Here is a 16,718-nt window from a genome sequence, read left to right as displayed (position 1 = left end):
TTATGCCTATAAAGGCCTCCACTGAGACTCGGTTATGTTTGGCCGAAGGCTTGTGTCATGATGATCCGACCGCAGGTTAGTCGTCCTCTTCCTATATGAATAGATCTTCCGCGTTGCTCCTTGCTTTTGTCTTTCTCAGCGGCTGCCAGGCCATGGCACCCGTGTCGCCGGAGGCTACGCCGCCGGTAGAAGACACCTCCCCCGCCCCTGAAAAGCCCAAGGTTTATTCCTCGTTCAGTGAAGAAACGATCTACAGCCTGCTGACCGCGGAACTGGCCGGCCAGCGTAATCGTTTCGATATTGCGCTGGATAATTACGTGACCCAGGCCATCAACACCCAGGATCCGGGCATTTCCGAGCGGGCGTTTCGCATCGCCGAATACCTGGGCGCCGACCAGGCTGCGCTGGATACGTCGCTGATCTGGGCAAAAAATGCCCCCGATGATCTGGAAGCCCAGCGCGCCGCCGCCGTGCAACTGGCGCGCGCGGGCCGCTATGACGACTCTATGGTCTATATGGAGAAAGTCCTGCAGGGCAAGGGCGACACGCATTTCGACTTCCTGGCACTGTCGGCCGCCGACACCGATCAGGACACCCGCAATGGCCTGATGAAGAGCTTCGACCGCCTGCTGCAAAAGCATCCGAAGAACAGCCAGTTGATTTTCGGCAAAGCCTTGCTGTTGCAACAGGATGACGAAGCCGACGCCGCACTCAAATTGCTTGAGCAGAACCCGCCGGAAGACGGCGAGATCGCGCCGATCCTGCTGCGAGCACGCCTGCTGCAGAACCTCAACCGCGGCAAGGAAGCGATTCCTCTGCTGGAAAAAAGCATCAAGAAATACCCGGACGACAAGCGCCTGCGCCTGACTTATGCGCGAATGCTGGTTGAGCAGGACCGCATGGAAGACGCCAAAGTGCAGTTCGCCAACCTGGTCCAGCAATACCCCGACGACGACGAACTGCGCTATTCGCTGGCCCTGGTGTGCCTGGAAGCCAAAGCCTGGGATGAGGCCAAGGGCTACCTGGAACAGTTGATTGAACGTGACAGCCATGTCGACTCGGCGCACCTGAACCTGGGCCGCATCGCTGAAGAACGCAACGACCCGCAGGCCGCCCTGCTCGAGTACGCCCAGGTCGGCCCCGGCAATGACTACCTGCCCGCCCAGTTGCGCCAGGCCGACATCCTGATGAGCAATGGCCGTACCGACGAAGCGGAAAAACGCCTGGCGGCGGCCCGCGATGCCGAGCCGGACTACGCCATCCAGCTGTACTTGATCCAGGCCGAGACCTTATCGGCCAACAAGCAGGGCGAACGCGCCTGGAAGCTGCTGCAACAAGCTTTGTTGCAATATCCCGACGATTTGAACCTGCTGTACACCCGCGCCATGCAGGCAGAAAAACGCGATGACCTGGCCCAGCTGGAAAAGGACCTGCGCCTGATCATCAAGCGCGACCCGGATAACGCCATGGCACTCAACGCCCTGGGTTATACCTTGTCCGACCGCACCACGCGTTACGCCGAAGCCAAGGTACTGATCGAGCAGGCCCATGCGCTCAACCCTGAAGACCCGGCCGTACTCGACAGCCTGGGCTGGGTGAATTACCGCCTGGGCAACCTCGACGAGGCCGAGCGCTTGCTGCGCCAGGCACTGGAGCGCTTTCCCGATCAAGAAGTTGCCGCGCACCTGGGCGAAGTGCTTTGGGCCAAGGGCAAGCAACGCGAAGCACGACAAATCTGGGAAAAATTCCTCAAGGAACAACCCGAAAGCCCAATCCTGCGCGGCACCATCAAGCGCCTGACCGGATCCGAGACCCTTTAAGCTTATGTTCTTGCGCCACATTATCGTTTTCAGTTTTATCGCCCTGCTCGCCGGTTGCGCGGGCGTAGGCACCCGTGAATCCGTTGAAGGCCAGGGCAACCCGGCGCAATGGCAACAACACAAGGATCAGCTCAGCAGCATCGACGGCTGGCAGATCGAGGGCAAGGTCGGGGTTCGCGCGCCGAAAGATTCCGGCAGCGGCACCCTGTTCTGGCTGCAACGCCAGGATTATTACGACATTCGCCTCTCGGGCCCGCTGGGCCGGGGGGCGGCTCGCCTGACGGGCCGGCCGGGGCAGGTGAGCCTGGAAGTGGCCAACCAGGGCCGCTATGAAGCGACCTCCCCGGAGGAACTGCTGGAGCAGCAGATCGGCTGGAAGCTGCCTGTCTCGCATTTGGTCTGGTGGGTGCGCGGTCTTCCGGCGCCCGAGAGCAAAAGTCGCCTGAGCCTCAATGGCGACAGTCGCCTTGCCTCCCTGGAGCAGGACGGTTGGCAGGTGGAGTACCTGAGCTACGTGCAACAGAACGGCTATTGGCTGCCCGAGCGCATCAAGCTGCACGGCACCGACCTTGATGTCACGTTGGTGATCAAGGACTGGCAACCGCGCAAGTTGGGGCAATAACGTGACAGAACGCCTGACCCTGCCCTCGCCTGCGAAACTCAATCTGATGCTGCATATTCTTGGTCGCCGTGAAGATGGCTATCACGAGCTGCAGACCCTCTTTCAGTTCCTCGACTATGGCGATGAGCTGACCTTCGCCGTACGCGACGATGGCGTGATCCAGCTGCACACCGAATTCGAAGGCGTGCCCCACGACAGCAATCTGATCGTGAAGGCGGCGAAAAAACTTCAGCAACAATCCGGCTGCCCGCTCGGGATAGATATCTGGATCGACAAAATCCTGCCCATGGGCGGAGGTATCGGGGGCGGGAGCTCGAATGCTGCAACGACGTTGCTGGGGCTGAACCACTTGTGGCAACTGGGCTGGGACCACGATCGCCTGGCTGTGCTGGGCCTGACGCTGGGCGCGGACGTCCCGGTTTTCGTGCGTGGCCACGCCGCGTTTGCCGAGGGCGTAGGGGAGAAACTTACCCCTGTAGAGCCCGAAGAACCCTGGTATGTCGTGCTTGTGCCGCAAGTATCTGTAAGTACAGCAGAAATTTTTTCAGATCCGTTGTTGACACGTAACTCTTCTCCCATTAAAGTGCGCCCCGTTCCCAAGGGAAACAGTCGAAATGACTGCTTACCGGTTGTAGCAAGGCGTTATCCAGAGGTACGTAACGCTTTGAATTTGTTAGGTAAATTTACCGAAGCAAAATTAACCGGAACTGGAAGTTGTGTGTTTGGGGGCTTCCCAAGCAAAGCTGAAGCTGATAAAGTCTCGGCCCTTCTTACAGAGACCCTTACAGGGTTTGTAGCAAAGGGAAGCAACGTTTCGATGTTGCATCGCAAGCTGCAAAGTCTGCTCTAAAAGGAATCGAGTGTTAGGCACTCGTTGCAACAGATACAGGGGCGTCGCCAAGCGGTAAGGCAGCAGGTTTTGATCCTGCCATGCGTTGGTTCGAATCCAGCCGCCCCTGCCATTTTCTAATACTCATCCAGGTTACCCTCAGCCTCTAGGTACTGCGCGTGTCCAAGATGATGGTCTTTACGGGGAATGCCAACCCCGATCTGGCTCGACGTGTCGTACGTCAGCTGCATATCCCTCTCGGTGACATCTCTGTCGGTAAGTTTTCCGACGGCGAAATTACAGCCGAGATCAATGAAAATGTCCGCGGTAAAGACGTCTTCATTATTCAGCCGACCTGCGCTCCGACCAACGATAACCTGATGGAACTCGTCGTGATGGCTGATGCCTTCCGCCGCTCCTCAGCGACTCGAATCACAGCTGTAATCCCTTACTTTGGTTATGCCCGTCAGGATCGCCGTCCGCGTTCCGCACGTGTGGCTATCAGCGCGAAAGTCGTTGCTGACATGCTGACCGTGGTAGGCATCGACCGTGTTCTCACGGTTGACCTGCACGCTGACCAAATCCAGGGTTTCTTCGATATTCCGGTAGATAACATCTACGGCTCCCCCGTTCTGGTGGATGACATCGAAGACCAGCGCTTTGAAAACCTGATGATCGTGTCCCCGGACATTGGTGGCGTCGTGCGTGCACGGGCCGTTGCCAAATCCCTGGGCGTGGACCTCGGGATCATCGATAAACGCCGTGAAAAAGCCAATCACTCTGAAGTGATGCATATCATCGGTGATGTCGAAGGGCGTACCTGTATTCTGGTTGATGACATGGTCGACACCGCCGGCACCCTGTGCCACGCGGCGAAAGCCCTGAAAGAGCACGGTGCTGCAAAAGTCTTCGCCTACTGCACACACCCTGTGCTGTCGGGCCGAGCGATCGAGAACATCGAGAACTCCATGCTGGACGAACTGGTGGTGACTAACACCATCCCGTTGTCCGCTGCTGCTCAAGCCTGTTCGCGTATCCGTCAACTGGATATCGCACCGGTAGTTGCCGAAGCGGTTCGCCGCATCAGCAATGAAGAATCGATCAGCGCGATGTTCCGTTAAGGGTCAAACCTTCGGAGCACCTCACTGACGAAAAGCGCCCCGCCCCAACATACTGTTGGGGCGGGGCTTTTTTGCCCATATCGCCTTTAGCGCTGGTCGCAAACGCTGGGGCGAATGTGGTTATTTTGGAGATACAACATGAACGATTTTACTCTGAATGCTGAAGTGCGTTCCGACCTGGGGAAAGGTGCGAGCCGCCGCCTGCGTCGTCTCGCAAGCCTGGTTCCAGCTGTAGTTTACGGTGGCGACAAAGCCCCTGAATCCATCAGCATGCTGGCCAAAGAAGTTGCCAAACTGCTCGAAAACGACGCTGCCTACAGCCACGTTATCGAACTGAACGTTGGCGGCAAAAAGCAGAACGTTATCATCAAGGCCCTGCAGCGCCACCCTTCCAAGGGCCACGTACTGCACGCTGACTTCGTACGCGTCGTAGCTGGTCAGAAACTGACCGCTATCGTGCCTGTGCACTTTGTTGGCGAAGAAGCTCCAGTCAAGAAAGGTGGCGTTGTTTCTCACACCACTACCGAGCTGGAAGTAAGCTGCCTGCCGAAAGACCTGCCTGAGTTCATCGAAGTCGACCTGTCGGCTGCTGAAATCGGCACCATCATCCACCTGTCCGACCTCAAGGCCCCTAAAGGCGTTGAGTTCGTTGCACTGGCTCACAACGACGACAAGGCTGTTGCCAACGTCCACGCGCCACGTGTTGTAGCAGAAGATGAAGCCGGCGAAACCGCTGCCGAGTAATACACTCTGCAACGAAGGAGCTTGAGGGAACATCGCGGACCGAAACGTAGCGAGAAAGCGGGCAACAACGCGAAGTTTATCTCTGGATAAGTGAGCTCCTGTCGTCCACTTTCGCCGCACGCTGGTGTAGCGATGTTATCCACAACTCCAAAGGAAGGGCCCCTGTCGTGACTGCCATTAAACTGATCGTTGGCCTGGGAAATCCAGGCGCCGAATACGAACAGACCCGGCATAACGCGGGGGCCCTTTTTGTTGAGCGCATCGCCCACGCCCAAGGCATCAACCTTGTGGCCGATCGCAAATATTTCGGCCTGACCGGGCGCTTTTCGCACCAGGGTCAGGATATTCGTCTACTGATTCCCACCACCTACATGAACCGCAGCGGCCAGGCTGTCGCGGCGCTTGCGGGCTTCTTCCGGATCAAACCCGAAGAAATCCTGGTGGCCCATGACGAACTGGACCTGCCACCCGGCGTTGCCAAGCTCAAGCAAGGCGGCGGACACGGCGGGCACAATGGCCTGCGCGACATCATCGCGCAGCTGGGCAATCAGAATACCTTTTACCGTCTGCGGCTCGGCATTGGCCACCCAGGCGTTGCCAGTATGGTTTCAAATTTCGTCCTGGGTCGTGCGCCACGCGCCGAACAGGAAAAACTCGATGCCAGCATCGATTTTGCCCTCGGCGTGCTGCCGGATATCTTCGCCGGTGAATGGAACCGCGCGATGAAAAACCTGCACAGCCAGAAGGCCTGACTTTTACCCGAGGGGAAACACCATGGGATTCAATTGCGGCATCGTCGGCCTGCCCAACGTCGGCAAATCCACCCTGTTCAACGCCCTGACCAAGTCCGGTATTGCGGCGGAGAACTTCCCCTTCTGCACCATCGAACCCAACAGCGGCATCGTGCCGATGCCGGACCCACGCCTGGAGGCACTGGCAGCGATCGTCAACCCCAAGCGCATCCTGCCGACCACCATGGAATTCGTCGACATCGCGGGCCTGGTCGCTGGCGCATCCAAAGGCGAAGGCCTGGGCAACAAGTTCCTGGCCAACATCCGTGAAACCGATGCCATTGCCCATGTGGTCCGCTGCTTTGAAGACGAGAACGTGATCCACGTCTCCAACAGCGTCGACCCCAAGCGCGACATCGAAATCATTGACCTGGAACTGATCTTCGCCGACCTCGACAGCTGCGAAAAGCAACTGCAGAAAGTCGCGCGTAACGCCAAAGGCGGAGACAAGGACGCAGTGGTCCAGAAAGGCCTGCTGGAGCAGTTGATCGCTCACTTCACCGAAGGCAAGCCGGCACGCAGCCTGATGAAGAGCATGGGCACCGATGAGAAGGCTGTGATCAAGGGCTTCCACCTGCTGACCACCAAGCCTGTGATGTACATCGCCAACGTCGCCGAAGACGGCTTCGAGAACAACCCGCTGCTCGACGTGGTCAAGGCCATTGCCGAGGAAGAAGGCGCCATTGTTGTTCCGGTATGCAACAAGATCGAAGCTGAAATCGCCGAGCTCGATGACGGCGAAGAAAAAGATATGTTTCTTGAGGCCCTGGGCCTTGAAGAGCCTGGCCTGAACCGTGTGATCCGCGCCGGCTACGAGATGCTCAACCTGCAGACCTACTTCACCGCCGGTGTCGAAGAAGTTCGCGCCTGGACCGTCAAGGTTGGCGCTACCGCGCCACAAGCTGCCGGCGTGATCCACACCGACTTCGAAAAGGGCTTCATCCGCGCCGAAGTGATCGCCTACAACGACTTCATTCAGTACAAGGGTGAAGCCGGCACCAAGGAAGCCGGTAAATGGCGCCTGGAAGGCAAGGAATACGTCGTCAAGGATGGCGATGTAATGCACTTCCGTTTTAACGTGTAAGTACAACCCGCGGTATTGACTGCGGGACCAGAAAAAGCCGATGCATTGCATCGGCTTTTTTGTGGGCGAGCGCTTATGAAAAAAGACTTGTATCCCCAAAAAAAACAGACTCTCAGAATATTCCTACTTACCAATCGACCGATTAACCCCGCACTTATTCCTGCGACCAACAAGCCTTAACTTACCATCATTTTCCTACATCACTCCTCCGCTTAAACCTCTCTACACCGAGTGACAACTTTTATAATCTACGCTCTACTGAAATGGCGCTTGCACACCGTATTTGCAACAGTGAAGTAATAGCGAACAGGGAGTATCAATTCATGTCGACCTACGTCCAGAAGGATAATAAAACAGACGTTTCACTCATCGAAGGTCCGGAAATTGAAACCACGCTTAACAACACTGCCGCGCTCAACGTTGACATTCTGTTGCTGGGAGAAACCGGCACCGGAAAAGACACTCTTGCACAGCGGATTCATCGTTTATCGGGGCGACGCGGTAATTTTGTTGCCGTGAACTGTGCGGCAATCCCAGAAAGCCTCGCGGAAAGCCAGTTGTTCGGTGTCAACAGCGGGGCTTATACCGGGGCAATACAATCAAGGGCTGGATTCGTCGAAGCAGCCCACCTGGGTACCCTATACCTGGATGAGATCGACAGCATGCCCCTGAACCTGCAAGCCAAGCTCCTGCGCGTGCTGGAGTGCCGTGGGGTGGAACGCCTGGGCTCGACTCGGCTGATCTCCGTGGACATGCGCGTCATCGCATCAGCCCAGCAGTCGCTGCAAATCATGGTCGAACAAGGCGCCTTCAGGCGTGACCTCTACTTTCGTTTGAATGTGGTCAACATCGAGCTCCCCGCCCTGCGAGATCGGCGCGAACGCATCATCCCGTTGTTTCTGGAAATGGTTCAGGAAGAAGCGGAGCAGTTCAAATGCAGTGCCCCATCGCCTCCTGACAGCCTGCTGCATCAACTGCTCTGTCACTCCTGGCTGGGTAATGTGCGCGAACTACGTTCGACGGCGAAACGGTTCGTCTTGGGCCTCCCGCCGCTCTCAACTCCCGCATGCAGACAGCAACCACTTCAGACGGACCTGAAGACACGCCTCCAACAAATTGAAAAAGCATTGATTGAAGAATCCATGTACCGCCACCACCACTGTGTAGATACCGTAGCAATTGAACTGGGGGTCGCTAAGCGCACGCTGTATTACAGGATGAAACACTTGAAGATATCACTGGCATAAGCTCAATCATTCCTCTCACAGCTAACAAGTAGGCCATAAAAACCCTGTATCGCCAAAGACCTGATCAAACAACCACTCAAGAAAACAATTAGTTACATCGCGACCTGGAAACATCTGGAACGCATTACTAATACGGGCCACACAGTTGTTGCCAGAAGCAAATCTCTGTAACACGTAGATGCTGCCGTGATTTGACCGATGGAAAAATAAAGACCCAAAAAACTCATAGTAGGATTTCTATATGAATGTTGGCGCAGGAAGTGGTACAGGCTCTATACCGCAGACATATTCAGGGAGTATGGATGGAGTTGGAGGCGCGAACGAGGGCTCAGCCGAAGCTATCTTCGAGAAAATGAAGGCTGATGCAATAAAAAATGGCTGGAAGAGTGCTGAAGTAAAAAATATTCAAGCACTGATCCGGTCGGGCTCAGGCCAATAATCGCGAGGTGATCGATTACCTTTCAGGCTTTGCAGCCCGAAAGGTAATCATCCAACCGGCCCGACAGACCATTTTAGTGCTCTAGAGCCACTGTCCACCCTGAATGAGTAGACACTCCATGCAAATAATAAACGACCGCTTTTCACAGAAAAGCAGCAATACCGAACACGACCGTAAGCCACAGGAACAATCGGCAGGCGGTACGGACGTCAGTTTTTTCACGTCACTGTTCGAAGGTTCCCATCCCACAAGCACAATCTCTGCCAAGCCTGAAGGCTCACTCCTTTTGACAGAAGCATCAAAGCACCTGAGCAACTCAAGAGATGGCTTCGCAAAAATAATCCGCTCAACCAAAAAGGGGATTGATGTTGAGGCCATAGGAAATTACCCACGCGAGTTACATAACGCGCAACTTACAACACAACTGATGGTGAAATGTCTTGCCAAGACAACGCAGTGCATTGACAAGATCAGCAACATGCAGTCTTGAGCATGAATAACTCTCTGCTTGTCGCTTTAGTTTTGAGTATGACTTTTATATTGAGCGGATGTGGTGACCGGGTAGAACTGCATCGCCAACTGTCCGAACAAGAAGCCAATGAGGTTGTAGCCGAATTGGCTGATAAACATATTCGTGCGCAAAAGGTACCGGCCAAAGACGGGGTCGTCGTAACGGTTAATACAAGCGACATCGGGCGCGCCGTACGTACCTTGGAAGCCGCCGGCCTTCCCCGGCTCGCCCGGACCACTATGGGGGATACCTTTCGCAAGGAAGGGGTAATTTCCACCCCTCTGGAAGAGCGTGCCCGCTACATCTATGCCTTATCTCAAGAGCTTGAAACCACGTTATCCAAGATCGACGGTGTGATCGTCGCACGTGTGCATGTGGTATTGCCTGAACGCATAGCGCCAGGAGAGCCGGTCCAACCCGCATCCGCTTCCGTATTCATCAAGCATGATCCACGCCTGGACCCCGACAACATTCGCGCCCGGGTCCGCAGAATGGTGGCGAGCAGTATCCCGGGGATGACCACCGCAGTGGATAACCCGCAAAAACTCACCGTGGTGTTTGTACCGGCCTCCACTTATCAGGAACAACAACGCCTGGTGTATTTCGGCCCCTTCCTGGTGCCCGGCGACGATCTCGGATTCTGGCGATCCAGCATCATGATCTTGCTGCTCGGTCTGGCTTCGGCCGTGGCAGCCATGATCTTCCTGCAAGCGCGGCGCAAGCGTCCTCATCTGGAGCCCGCGCTTACAGGAAACTCAACGGGGCCAACGCATGGCACCTAGACCCGATCATCTGATGCGTGAGCAACTGGCCTGGGCTCAATGGTGGGCTTTTCCCTGGAAACAGGCCCACGAAGACTGGAGAGGCGACAAGTATCGTGCGATTGAAAGGCTTTTTTATAGCGGTCGGTCAGCGCCAGAAGACCTTACGGGTTTTGTCGCCTGCTTGCCGGCTGCACCTCATGCCACTGTGCTTCGGTTGGCCCTGGCCTCCACGGACCAACTCAACCTGGCGCTGGCATTGGCCAACCACACGTTCAATCCCCAGGCAGCATCACCCTTGAGTGAAGATCATCATGAGTGGTGCATGCGCCTCTCCATGGCGCTGCACCCTTCCATGCTGCCCCCACATTCCGATCCGCTGCGACTACTTCATAGCTGGGTTGAGCCCGCTACCTGGCAGCGCCTTCGATTGCGTTTCCCCCGTACACGTGTGAGCGAGGCTGAAACAGCAGACGCCCCACTCGAAAGTGCGAGCAGCCGATTGAACACCCTCTGGCAGGCCGTCGTCTGGCGCGTCGCAAGCATGGCGAGCGACAACATGCCCCTGTCTCGCAAGGATGAGGAAAGCAGCGATGTTATGCCGACATACTATTGAGTTACGCAAGGACGCGTCCGGTACGCGAGCCAACCTTATCCCGCGCGAAGAGCTAGCCAATTGGGAGCAGGCCAACCATCTCTTGAGCCACGCCAATGCCCAGGCCGACGAATTGATACGTATGACCGAAAAAAAATGCGAGGCCATGCTTGAACAAGCCTCACTGGAAATCTGGCAACGCGCCGATGCTCAACTCAAACAATGGGAACGCGACCGTCAATCGATGTGCGACAACCTTGAACACTACGCGACCGCCATCACCAACCAAGCCATTCGCTGTCTGCTCGACGAGACAACTGCCCCGCAACGGCTCGCAGCGCTGTTGAAACAATTGCTGGATAGCCAAGTTCAGGAAGTCAGTGCGACGTTGCTCTGTCATCCCCATGATCTTGAGGAGATAAGACAGGGCCTTGCCCGTCACAAGAGCAGATTCTGGAAGTTAAACGCCGACGACACGGTTCATCCTCAAACACTCGTATTGAAAACAGATGAGGGGGACTTCCGTATCAGCTGGAATGCCATGCTCGACACTTTTTTCAACCAGGGCAAAGAGTACTCGATCGAGATCTAATCCTACGAGCACAGAGACTTTATTTATATTCTCCACTCAGAACTAACTGTTTAAATTCACCCATCAACATAGCTATCAGAGGGAAATCATGGATTTTTTCAAAGAGCTGACTCATTCGATTGCCAGAAATAAAACTTCTACATACAAAGAGTTCAAGTCCGGTTTTGAAGAAAGCCTGGCGGCCGAAGACAGCGAGCGGTTTCACAATTTAGTAACGCGCAGAGAGGTCACCTTTGCGCTTTATAGTGAGCACGGTAAAACAGTCAATCAGATGCTCAAAACAACCATTGAAAGTTTTCAGTAAATGAAAGCGCTCGTGGGTGACTGGTTGAGCGGCAGGGAGGAAAAAATCGCCATATTTGAAGGTGACGACGAAGTCACCTTGCGACGTCAGGGCGACGCCGTTTTATTGGGTGTTCAACTGACCTCAGCGGTGACAGATAACTCAGCCTTGCAAGGCTGGCTGCGCCTGGGTGCTGCCAGCTTGAACCATTTTCAGGGTGCATTGGCTCAAAAAGCTGACACAGGTGCGCTATGGCTGATTCAAAGTCTGCGCACCGACCGTGGTGAAGCCCACGTACTGAATTGCCTCGAGACCCTGCTGAACCAACGTGACACATGGCGCGCCATCGTTGCGCGTCTTGCTCGTCCAGCCCAAAACCTCAAACCCACCCCGCTACGTTCACGCGCGTACTAATCAGAGAACTGTCTATGCCTAACAAGACCCATAAGGGCGGCCGCTTGTGCCTTGACTCGCCTGATGCTTCATTCAAAAGAGCCCATTGGCGGAATGTGTTCCTGTTTTCCTGGCTGCTGGTTTCAACTCAAAGCGCGGTGGCGGCGATCCCCGCCGAATGGAAGAACACCGCCTACGCTTATGAAGCCGAGCATAAGCCAGTTCGGGACGTGCTCGACGACTTCGCCCAAACCTTCGGTACGCAACTGCAAATCGAGGGCCTGCTGGAGGGCACCGTCAACGGCAAGATACGCGCCAATACCCCACAATCCTTGCTCGACCGGCTGGGAGTAGAACATCGCTTCCAATGGTATCTGTACAACAACACACTCTACATCAGCACCCTGGACCAGCAGGAGTCCGCGCGCCTGGAGGTTTCCTCTGAGACCATTGCCGACCTCAAGCAGGCGCTCACTGATATTGGCCTGCTCGATAGTCGCTTCGGCTGGGGTGAGTTGCCCGAGGATGGCGTCGTACTGGTCTCCGGACCTCGGCGCTATATCGAACAAATCAAGCAGTTCAGCAGCCAACGCCGCACCGTGGATGAAAAACAGACGGTGCTGAGCTTCCCGCTGAAGTTCGCCAATGCCGCTGATCGTCAAGTGGATTACCGCGGCCAGAAGCTGACCATTGCCGGTGTTTCCAGCATTGTGCAAGGGCTGCTGGAGCCCCGTTCAAATCCGATCTCCTCGGTGCTGAGCCAGCGCCCTTCCTCACAGCCCTCGCCTATTGCGCCGAATGTTCCCCGCTTGAGCAATCCCATGCTGGGGCAGATACTCGGTACAAACAGCAACACCATGCCATTGGATATTGGCGCCACACTCCCCCCGCGTGCACCGATACCCAGCAGCCGGATTCGCGTCGAAGCCGACATTCGCAATAACGCAGTCCTGATCTATGACCTGCCAGAGCGCCAGGCCATGTACCGCGAGTTGATCGCTCAACTCGATGTGGCGCGCAAACTGGTGGAGATCGACACGATCATTCTGGATATCGAGCGTACGCAGTTGGATGAGTTCGGCGTGAACTGGGGGTTTCAGAACAGCCGGTTCCGTGCAGGTTCGTCATCCCAACAGTTGTCGCTTGAGAATCGCGAACGTTTCTATGCCGACATACGCGCCCTGGAAGCCAAGGGGCTGGCGACTATGGTTTCCAACCCGTCCGTGCTCACCCTGGAAAACCAGCCGGCGGTGATCGACTTCAACCGCACTCAATACCTGACACCTGGTCGGCAGAACGCAACCATCTTGCCGGTCACCGTGGGGACCAGCGTTCAGGTCATACCCCGCGTCATCACCAGCCGCGGCAGCCATCAGATTCACTTGGTCGTGGATATCGAGGACGGCACGTTCGACGAATCCAACCCCAACCGTAACCTCAGGGACCTGGATGTTCGCCGCGGTAACGTCAGCACCCAGGCCGTCATGGCGGAAAAGCGCTCTATGGTTGTAGGCGGCTTCCACGTCACGGAAAGCACCGACAGGCAAAGCAAGGTGCCACTGCTGGGTGATATCCCGTTGCTGGGCAAGGCGCTGTTCTCTTCCAGCGAAAGGCAGAACAATCGGCGTGAACGCCTGTTTATCATCACGCCGCGCGTCATCGGCGACCAGGCCGATCCGTCTCGCTATTTACCCCAGGCAGATCAGGCCCAATTGCAGGCGGCGCTGGCACCGCTGGCCAGGCGTAACGCCCCTCACCAGCCGGTGATCAAGCGTAGCGACGTGATCAGTACCCTGGCGCACCTGGTGACTGGGCAAGTGCCCAAGGCCTTCAAGTTGGCGCCAATGCCCGTGGGGTTGAACACGCTGTGCAGCACCCGCGACCTGCTCGCACTGAGTACCGAGCGCAGCCAATGGTATGCAGGCCCTGAGTACAACGTTGCAGTCGTAGTACTACGCAACCAGTTCAACCGCAATGTGCGCATCGATGAAAAAGAATGCAGCAACTCGCAAACGCTTGCCGTCACCGTGTGGCCACACGCCTGGTTGAAACCGGGAGAGGAAGCCGAGGTATTTATTGCCATGCGTCCGGTGGTGAAGGATGAACACCTCAGCGTACCGCGCCCCACCTTGATTACGCCATCTCAAAAGGTCCGCCCATGAAACATCAATTGTTGTGCGTCACTCTGATCGGTGCGGCGCTGCTTGTCAGCGCTTGCACCCCCACGTGCAAAGGCGACTCCTGCTCACGTCCCCAATCGACCGCACAAAAGATGGTGATCTGGTGGCCATCTCACATGCGCGTCGAGCCCGGCCCTTCAGGGGAGCGAGCGGATTACCAGACGATATCGCTGGAACGATGAGCATCAAGGAAATACCCGACGAACCACGCCAGGTATTTCTGGAGAACCTGGTGAGCGGCGCTGCCACTCACCAGGTTCTCACTCGGGGCATCGAGGTGCGCGCGCTCAACGCGGGTAATCACCCTGGACTGGCCTTGCACATCATTCGCGAAGCGTTGCAAGCCGGGCAACTACAACGCGTATTGCAGCGCCGCTTTGAGCAGGCACAGGTGTTTGATGGCTGTTTTATCTATCTCGATACCCAGGGCGCCTTGGTGATCTGGCACGCATTGCCCACCTCCCACTGCAATCCGGGCAGGATCCTCAGCAGGATGCTCTCGCTGGCCAATCTCAGCGCTCTGGACCCAGGCTCCAGTCGCTGATCAGCGCTGATCAAGCTCAGGCAATTCCAGCGTTTCGCGCTTGGCTTCGTCATCCAGCTCGCGCAAGGTGCGGTAGATCAACGCTACGGCCTGCAAGGTCTCGCGAGGAATGCTTGCACCCAGCTGCTTGGTATAGATCGTGCGGGCCAGCCACACACATTGAATCACCGGGACCTCGGCGACCTTTGCGCGCGCGATCAGTTTTCGCGCTTCGTCGTCCGTGCCCTTGCTGATCAGCAGGGGCAAAGGCGTCTCGCCTGGGCGGTAGTACAGCGCGACTGCAAAGTGCGTCGGGTTGACCACCAACATGTCGGCTTCTTCCAGCTTGGGCAGCTTGACCTTCGGCTCCTCTTGCGCCAATTCCTGCGCCAACTGGCGGCGCTGGCCTTTCACATGGGGGTCGCCCTCCATGTCCTTGTACTCTTTGACGACCTCAACCTGTGTCATGCGCATACGCTTGGCGAAGAAGTGCTTTTGCAAAGTCAGATCGATCAGCGCCAACACCAGCAACAGCCCCAGGCAGGCATGCAGCAGGTGACGGAACAACGCGATCAGCGCCAGCAGATAGCTCTGCAGGTCGCTGTTGGCAAGGTTAATCAACGCCCCCAACGCGGGCCAGACCACCACGTACACAATCAGGCCCAGTAGGAACGCTTTGGCGATGCTCATCAGCAGATTCATTAACGACTGGGCAGAGAACATCTGCTTGATCTGGCTGATAGGGTTGAGGCGATTGAAATCCATCTTCAGCGTGTCCGGCGCGAACAGCAGGCCGAACTGCATCCAACTGGCAATCAGCTTCGCGGCAATCGCAAGCCCGGCCATCAACAGAGAGAACGAGAAAAACATCACCAGGCCCTCCACCAGCACTTCTTCCAGCACCCGCGCAAACGGCTGGCCCAAGCGTGATATCGGCAACACCAGCAGTTGCTGAAAGCGCTGCAAGCTGGTTTCGGCAGTGAACAAAGCGACCTCACTGATAGCCGTCAGCGCCAGCAGCTTGCTCACATCCTGGCTCTGCGCAACCTGACCTTTCTTACGTTGGTCACGCAGCTTCTTGGCGGACGCCGGGTGCTTTTTTTCCCCCGAATCACTCACGGCGCCGAGACCTTGAACAAAAGCCCCAGGTAGTGCTTAAGGTCACCCAGCTGGCTCATACGCCCGACAATAAGATCCTGTAACAGTGCGAAGTACAGCAACAAAATACCGATTCCCGCCAGGCACTTGACCGGCGGCGCCAAGGTACTCACTTGCAATTGCTGGCTGTAGACCCCCAGTAACGCGATACCGAACTCCAACAGCAACAGCACGGCAATAAAGGGCGCGGCATAAAGCATCATGTGCATGAATGTGTCACTGAGCAGCCCAACAAATACGCTCATGCCATTAGCTGCTGGAAGCGGAAACCACACGGTGGGTGGCCAGATCAGGTAACTGTCCCAGATCACCTGGGTGAGCGCGCCCAACCCCAGCATGGCCATCAGCAAGTAAATCGCCAGTTGCTTGAACATGTGCCCGATCGGCGTCGCGTCCGGCCCCAGTGACGGGTTAAGTTGGCCACCGGCCAAGGCTCCACGCTGGTTGTCCAGCAGCGCTCCCACCGACTCGAACATCCAGAACGGCATCGCCAACAACACCCCCAGCAGCAACCCCAACGCTACCTCCTTGAGCATCAGCGCACCGAGCATCAATGCTGAATAGTCCTGCCCTGCCAAAGCAGCATGAATACCTGGAGCGGGCAACAACGCCATGACCATCACGATGGTGTGCCGGGGCAGGCCGCGCACATGTTGAAAACAAAACGCCGCTACCAGGATGCCACAGGGGTAGATACGCGCCATGCCGATCAACAGGCTGGGGAGATACTCAAGATAAAGCAGCACAGGCAACGCCTTAGTTCAGGGCCGAACGGCCGATCATTTCAAACGTCAGGTTGATCAGCTGGATCAACTCCACGCCAATCCATCGGCCCGTGAGGATCAATGTGACACCCACCGCCACCAGTTTGATACCAAAGGGTAATGTCTGGTCCTGGATCTGCATCAGCGCTTGTACCAAAGAGGTCAGCACCCCCACCACCACCGCCACGATCAGCGGCGGTGCAGACAGTACAACCACCAGCAACATGCCCTGCTTGAACAGCACGATAGGTTCCATACGCC

At 56.4% G+C, this 16,718-nt stretch carries 20 protein-coding genes and 1 tRNA gene; 18 read left to right on the top strand and 3 right to left on the bottom strand.

All coding sequences use genetic code 11. The features are described 5' to 3' along the window. The first annotated feature begins 95 nt into the window (after positions 1–95). The 18 genes from E3O56_RS16485 to E3O56_RS16400 all read left to right on the top strand — a co-directional run bounded on the left by E3O56_RS16485 (position 96) and on the right by E3O56_RS16400 (position 14,556). Positions 96–1,820, top strand: a complete 1,725-nt coding sequence (locus E3O56_RS16485; RefSeq protein ID WP_032878004.1) for a tetratricopeptide repeat protein — start codon at positions 96–98, stop codon at positions 1,818–1,820. A gap of 4 nt (positions 1,821–1,824) precedes the next feature. Next, positions 1,825–2,442 carry a lipoprotein insertase outer membrane protein LolB gene (lolB, locus tag E3O56_RS16480; protein WP_032878005.1) on the top strand — a complete coding sequence of 206 codons (618 nt, stop codon included), beginning with the start codon at positions 1,825–1,827 and terminating at the stop codon, positions 2,440–2,442. A gap of 1 nt (position 2,443) precedes the next feature. Next, positions 2,444–3,292 (top strand): 4-(cytidine 5'-diphospho)-2-C-methyl-D-erythritol kinase, encoded by an 849-nt coding sequence (ispE, locus tag E3O56_RS16475; protein ID WP_032878006.1) that lies wholly within the window; start codon positions 2,444–2,446, stop codon positions 3,290–3,292. Between the two features lie 37 nt (positions 3,293–3,329). After that, positions 3,330–3,404, top strand: a tRNA-Gln gene (locus E3O56_RS16470). A gap of 46 nt (positions 3,405–3,450) precedes the next feature. Beyond that, positions 3,451–4,392 (top strand): ribose-phosphate pyrophosphokinase, encoded by a 942-nt coding sequence (locus E3O56_RS16465; protein WP_003208392.1) that lies wholly within the window; start codon positions 3,451–3,453, stop codon positions 4,390–4,392. Positions 4,393–4,530: 138 nt separating this feature from the next. Further along, complete coding sequence (locus E3O56_RS16460) at positions 4,531–5,136, top strand: 50S ribosomal protein L25/general stress protein Ctc (RefSeq protein WP_005784612.1); 606 nt, start codon at positions 4,531–4,533, stop codon at positions 5,134–5,136. 167 nt (positions 5,137–5,303) lie between these two features. Further along, positions 5,304–5,888, top strand: a complete 585-nt coding sequence (gene pth, locus E3O56_RS16455; RefSeq protein ID WP_005784610.1) for an aminoacyl-tRNA hydrolase — start codon at positions 5,304–5,306, stop codon at positions 5,886–5,888. Between the two features lie 22 nt (positions 5,889–5,910). Continuing rightward, positions 5,911–7,011, top strand: a complete 1,101-nt coding sequence (gene ychF / locus E3O56_RS16450) for a redox-regulated ATPase YchF (RefSeq protein WP_005784608.1) — start codon at positions 5,911–5,913, stop codon at positions 7,009–7,011. Between the two features lie 323 nt (positions 7,012–7,334). Further along, entirely contained in the window at positions 7,335–8,258 is a 924-nt protein-coding gene (locus E3O56_RS16445; protein ID WP_032878007.1) for a sigma 54-interacting transcriptional regulator, read from the top strand. A gap of 557 nt (positions 8,259–8,815) precedes the next feature. Continuing rightward, positions 8,816–9,187 carry a hypothetical protein gene (locus tag E3O56_RS16440; protein WP_032878008.1) on the top strand — a complete coding sequence of 124 codons (372 nt, stop codon included), beginning with the start codon at positions 8,816–8,818 and terminating at the stop codon, positions 9,185–9,187. A 2-nt stretch (positions 9,188–9,189) separates the two neighbouring features. Further along, on the top strand, positions 9,190–9,990 hold the full coding sequence (sctJ, locus tag E3O56_RS16435) for a type III secretion inner membrane ring lipoprotein SctJ (protein ID WP_032878009.1): 801 nt from the start codon (positions 9,190–9,192) through the stop codon (positions 9,988–9,990). 13 nt (positions 9,991–10,003) lie between these two features. Further along, positions 10,004–10,585, top strand: a complete 582-nt coding sequence (locus E3O56_RS16430) for a type III secretion protein (protein ID WP_228309320.1) — start codon at positions 10,004–10,006, stop codon at positions 10,583–10,585. Beyond that, the gene (sctL, locus tag E3O56_RS16425; RefSeq protein WP_032878011.1) at positions 10,563–11,156 is read left to right on the top strand and encodes a type III secretion system stator protein SctL; all 594 of its coding nucleotides are present in this window, start codon (positions 10,563–10,565) and stop codon (positions 11,154–11,156) included. The genes E3O56_RS16430 and sctL overlap by 23 nt, the downstream gene beginning before the upstream one ends. 88 nt (positions 11,157–11,244) lie before the next feature. Next, positions 11,245–11,460, top strand: coding sequence for a hypothetical protein (locus E3O56_RS16420; protein ID WP_032878012.1), 216 nt, complete (start codon positions 11,245–11,247; stop codon positions 11,458–11,460). Beyond that, complete coding sequence (locus tag E3O56_RS16415) at positions 11,461–11,853, top strand: type III secretion protein (RefSeq protein WP_078820233.1); 393 nt, start codon at positions 11,461–11,463, stop codon at positions 11,851–11,853. A 14-nt stretch (positions 11,854–11,867) separates the two neighbouring features. Continuing rightward, positions 11,868–13,994, top strand: coding sequence for a type III secretion system outer membrane ring subunit SctC (gene sctC / locus E3O56_RS16410; protein ID WP_032878014.1), 2,127 nt, complete (start codon positions 11,868–11,870; stop codon positions 13,992–13,994). Next, on the top strand, positions 13,991–14,194 hold the full coding sequence (hrpT, locus tag E3O56_RS16405; RefSeq protein ID WP_078820232.1) for an HrpT family type III secretion system protein: 204 nt from the start codon (positions 13,991–13,993) through the stop codon (positions 14,192–14,194). The genes sctC and hrpT overlap by 4 nt, the downstream gene beginning before the upstream one ends. Continuing rightward, positions 14,191–14,556, top strand: coding sequence for a transcriptional regulator (locus E3O56_RS16400; protein ID WP_078820231.1), 366 nt, complete (start codon positions 14,191–14,193; stop codon positions 14,554–14,556). Before hrpT ends, E3O56_RS16400 begins: the two co-directional genes overlap by 4 nt. On the opposite strand, the gene sctU is transcribed toward E3O56_RS16400, so the two are convergent. From sctU to sctS, 3 genes are read right to left on the bottom strand one after another with little or no spacing between them, the layout of a single operon-like run. Continuing rightward, a complete protein-coding gene (sctU, locus tag E3O56_RS16395) occupies positions 14,557–15,654 on the bottom strand; it encodes a type III secretion system export apparatus subunit SctU (protein WP_032878016.1) in 1,098 nt (365 codons plus the stop codon). It abuts the gene before it with no gap. Further along, positions 15,651–16,439, bottom strand: a complete 789-nt coding sequence (gene sctT / locus E3O56_RS16390) for a type III secretion system export apparatus subunit SctT (RefSeq protein WP_148853429.1) — start codon at positions 16,437–16,439, stop codon at positions 15,651–15,653. Before sctT ends, sctU begins: the two co-directional genes overlap by 4 nt. A 10-nt stretch (positions 16,440–16,449) precedes the next feature. Continuing rightward, positions 16,450–16,713 carry a type III secretion system export apparatus subunit SctS gene (gene sctS / locus E3O56_RS16385; protein WP_014716816.1) on the bottom strand — a complete coding sequence of 88 codons (264 nt, stop codon included), beginning with the start codon at positions 16,711–16,713 and terminating at the stop codon, positions 16,450–16,452. Positions 16,714–16,718: the final 5 nt, after the last annotated feature.

Source organism: Pseudomonas sp. W2Aug9, from assembly GCF_023127755.1.
Lineage (GTDB): Bacteria > Pseudomonadota > Gammaproteobacteria > Pseudomonadales > Pseudomonadaceae > Aquipseudomonas > Aquipseudomonas synxantha_A.
The sequence above is the reverse complement of the archived record's forward strand: the minus strand, read 5'-3'. Positions and strand labels throughout refer to the sequence as shown.

Coding starts and splice junctions, on each gene's coding strand:
- E3O56_RS16485 (WP_032878004.1), top strand. CDS start 96: ATGAATAGATCTTCCGCGTTGCTCCTTGCTTTTGTCTTTCTCAGCGGC.
- lolB (WP_032878005.1), top strand. CDS start 1,825: ATGTTCTTGCGCCACATTATCGTTTTCAGTTTTATCGCCCTGCTCGCC.
- E3O56_RS16460 (WP_005784612.1), top strand. CDS start 4,531: ATGAACGATTTTACTCTGAATGCTGAAGTGCGTTCCGACCTGGGGAAA.
- ychF (WP_005784608.1), top strand. CDS start 5,911: ATGGGATTCAATTGCGGCATCGTCGGCCTGCCCAACGTCGGCAAATCC.
- E3O56_RS16445 (WP_032878007.1), top strand. CDS start 7,335: ATGTCGACCTACGTCCAGAAGGATAATAAAACAGACGTTTCACTCATC.
- E3O56_RS16440 (WP_032878008.1), top strand. CDS start 8,816: ATGCAAATAATAAACGACCGCTTTTCACAGAAAAGCAGCAATACCGAA.
- sctJ (WP_032878009.1), top strand. CDS start 9,190: ATGAATAACTCTCTGCTTGTCGCTTTAGTTTTGAGTATGACTTTTATA.
- E3O56_RS16430 (WP_228309320.1), top strand. CDS start 10,004: ATGCGTGAGCAACTGGCCTGGGCTCAATGGTGGGCTTTTCCCTGGAAA.
- sctL (WP_032878011.1), top strand. CDS start 10,563: ATGTTATGCCGACATACTATTGAGTTACGCAAGGACGCGTCCGGTACG.
- E3O56_RS16420 (WP_032878012.1), top strand. CDS start 11,245: ATGGATTTTTTCAAAGAGCTGACTCATTCGATTGCCAGAAATAAAACT.
- E3O56_RS16415 (WP_078820233.1), top strand. CDS start 11,461: ATGAAAGCGCTCGTGGGTGACTGGTTGAGCGGCAGGGAGGAAAAAATC.
- sctC (WP_032878014.1), top strand. CDS start 11,868: ATGCCTAACAAGACCCATAAGGGCGGCCGCTTGTGCCTTGACTCGCCT.
- hrpT (WP_078820232.1), top strand. CDS start 13,991: ATGAAACATCAATTGTTGTGCGTCACTCTGATCGGTGCGGCGCTGCTT.
- E3O56_RS16400 (WP_078820231.1), top strand. CDS start 14,191: ATGAGCATCAAGGAAATACCCGACGAACCACGCCAGGTATTTCTGGAG.
- sctS (WP_014716816.1), bottom strand. CDS start 16,713: ATGGAACCTATCGTGCTGTTCAAGCAGGGCATGTTGCTGGTGGTTGTA.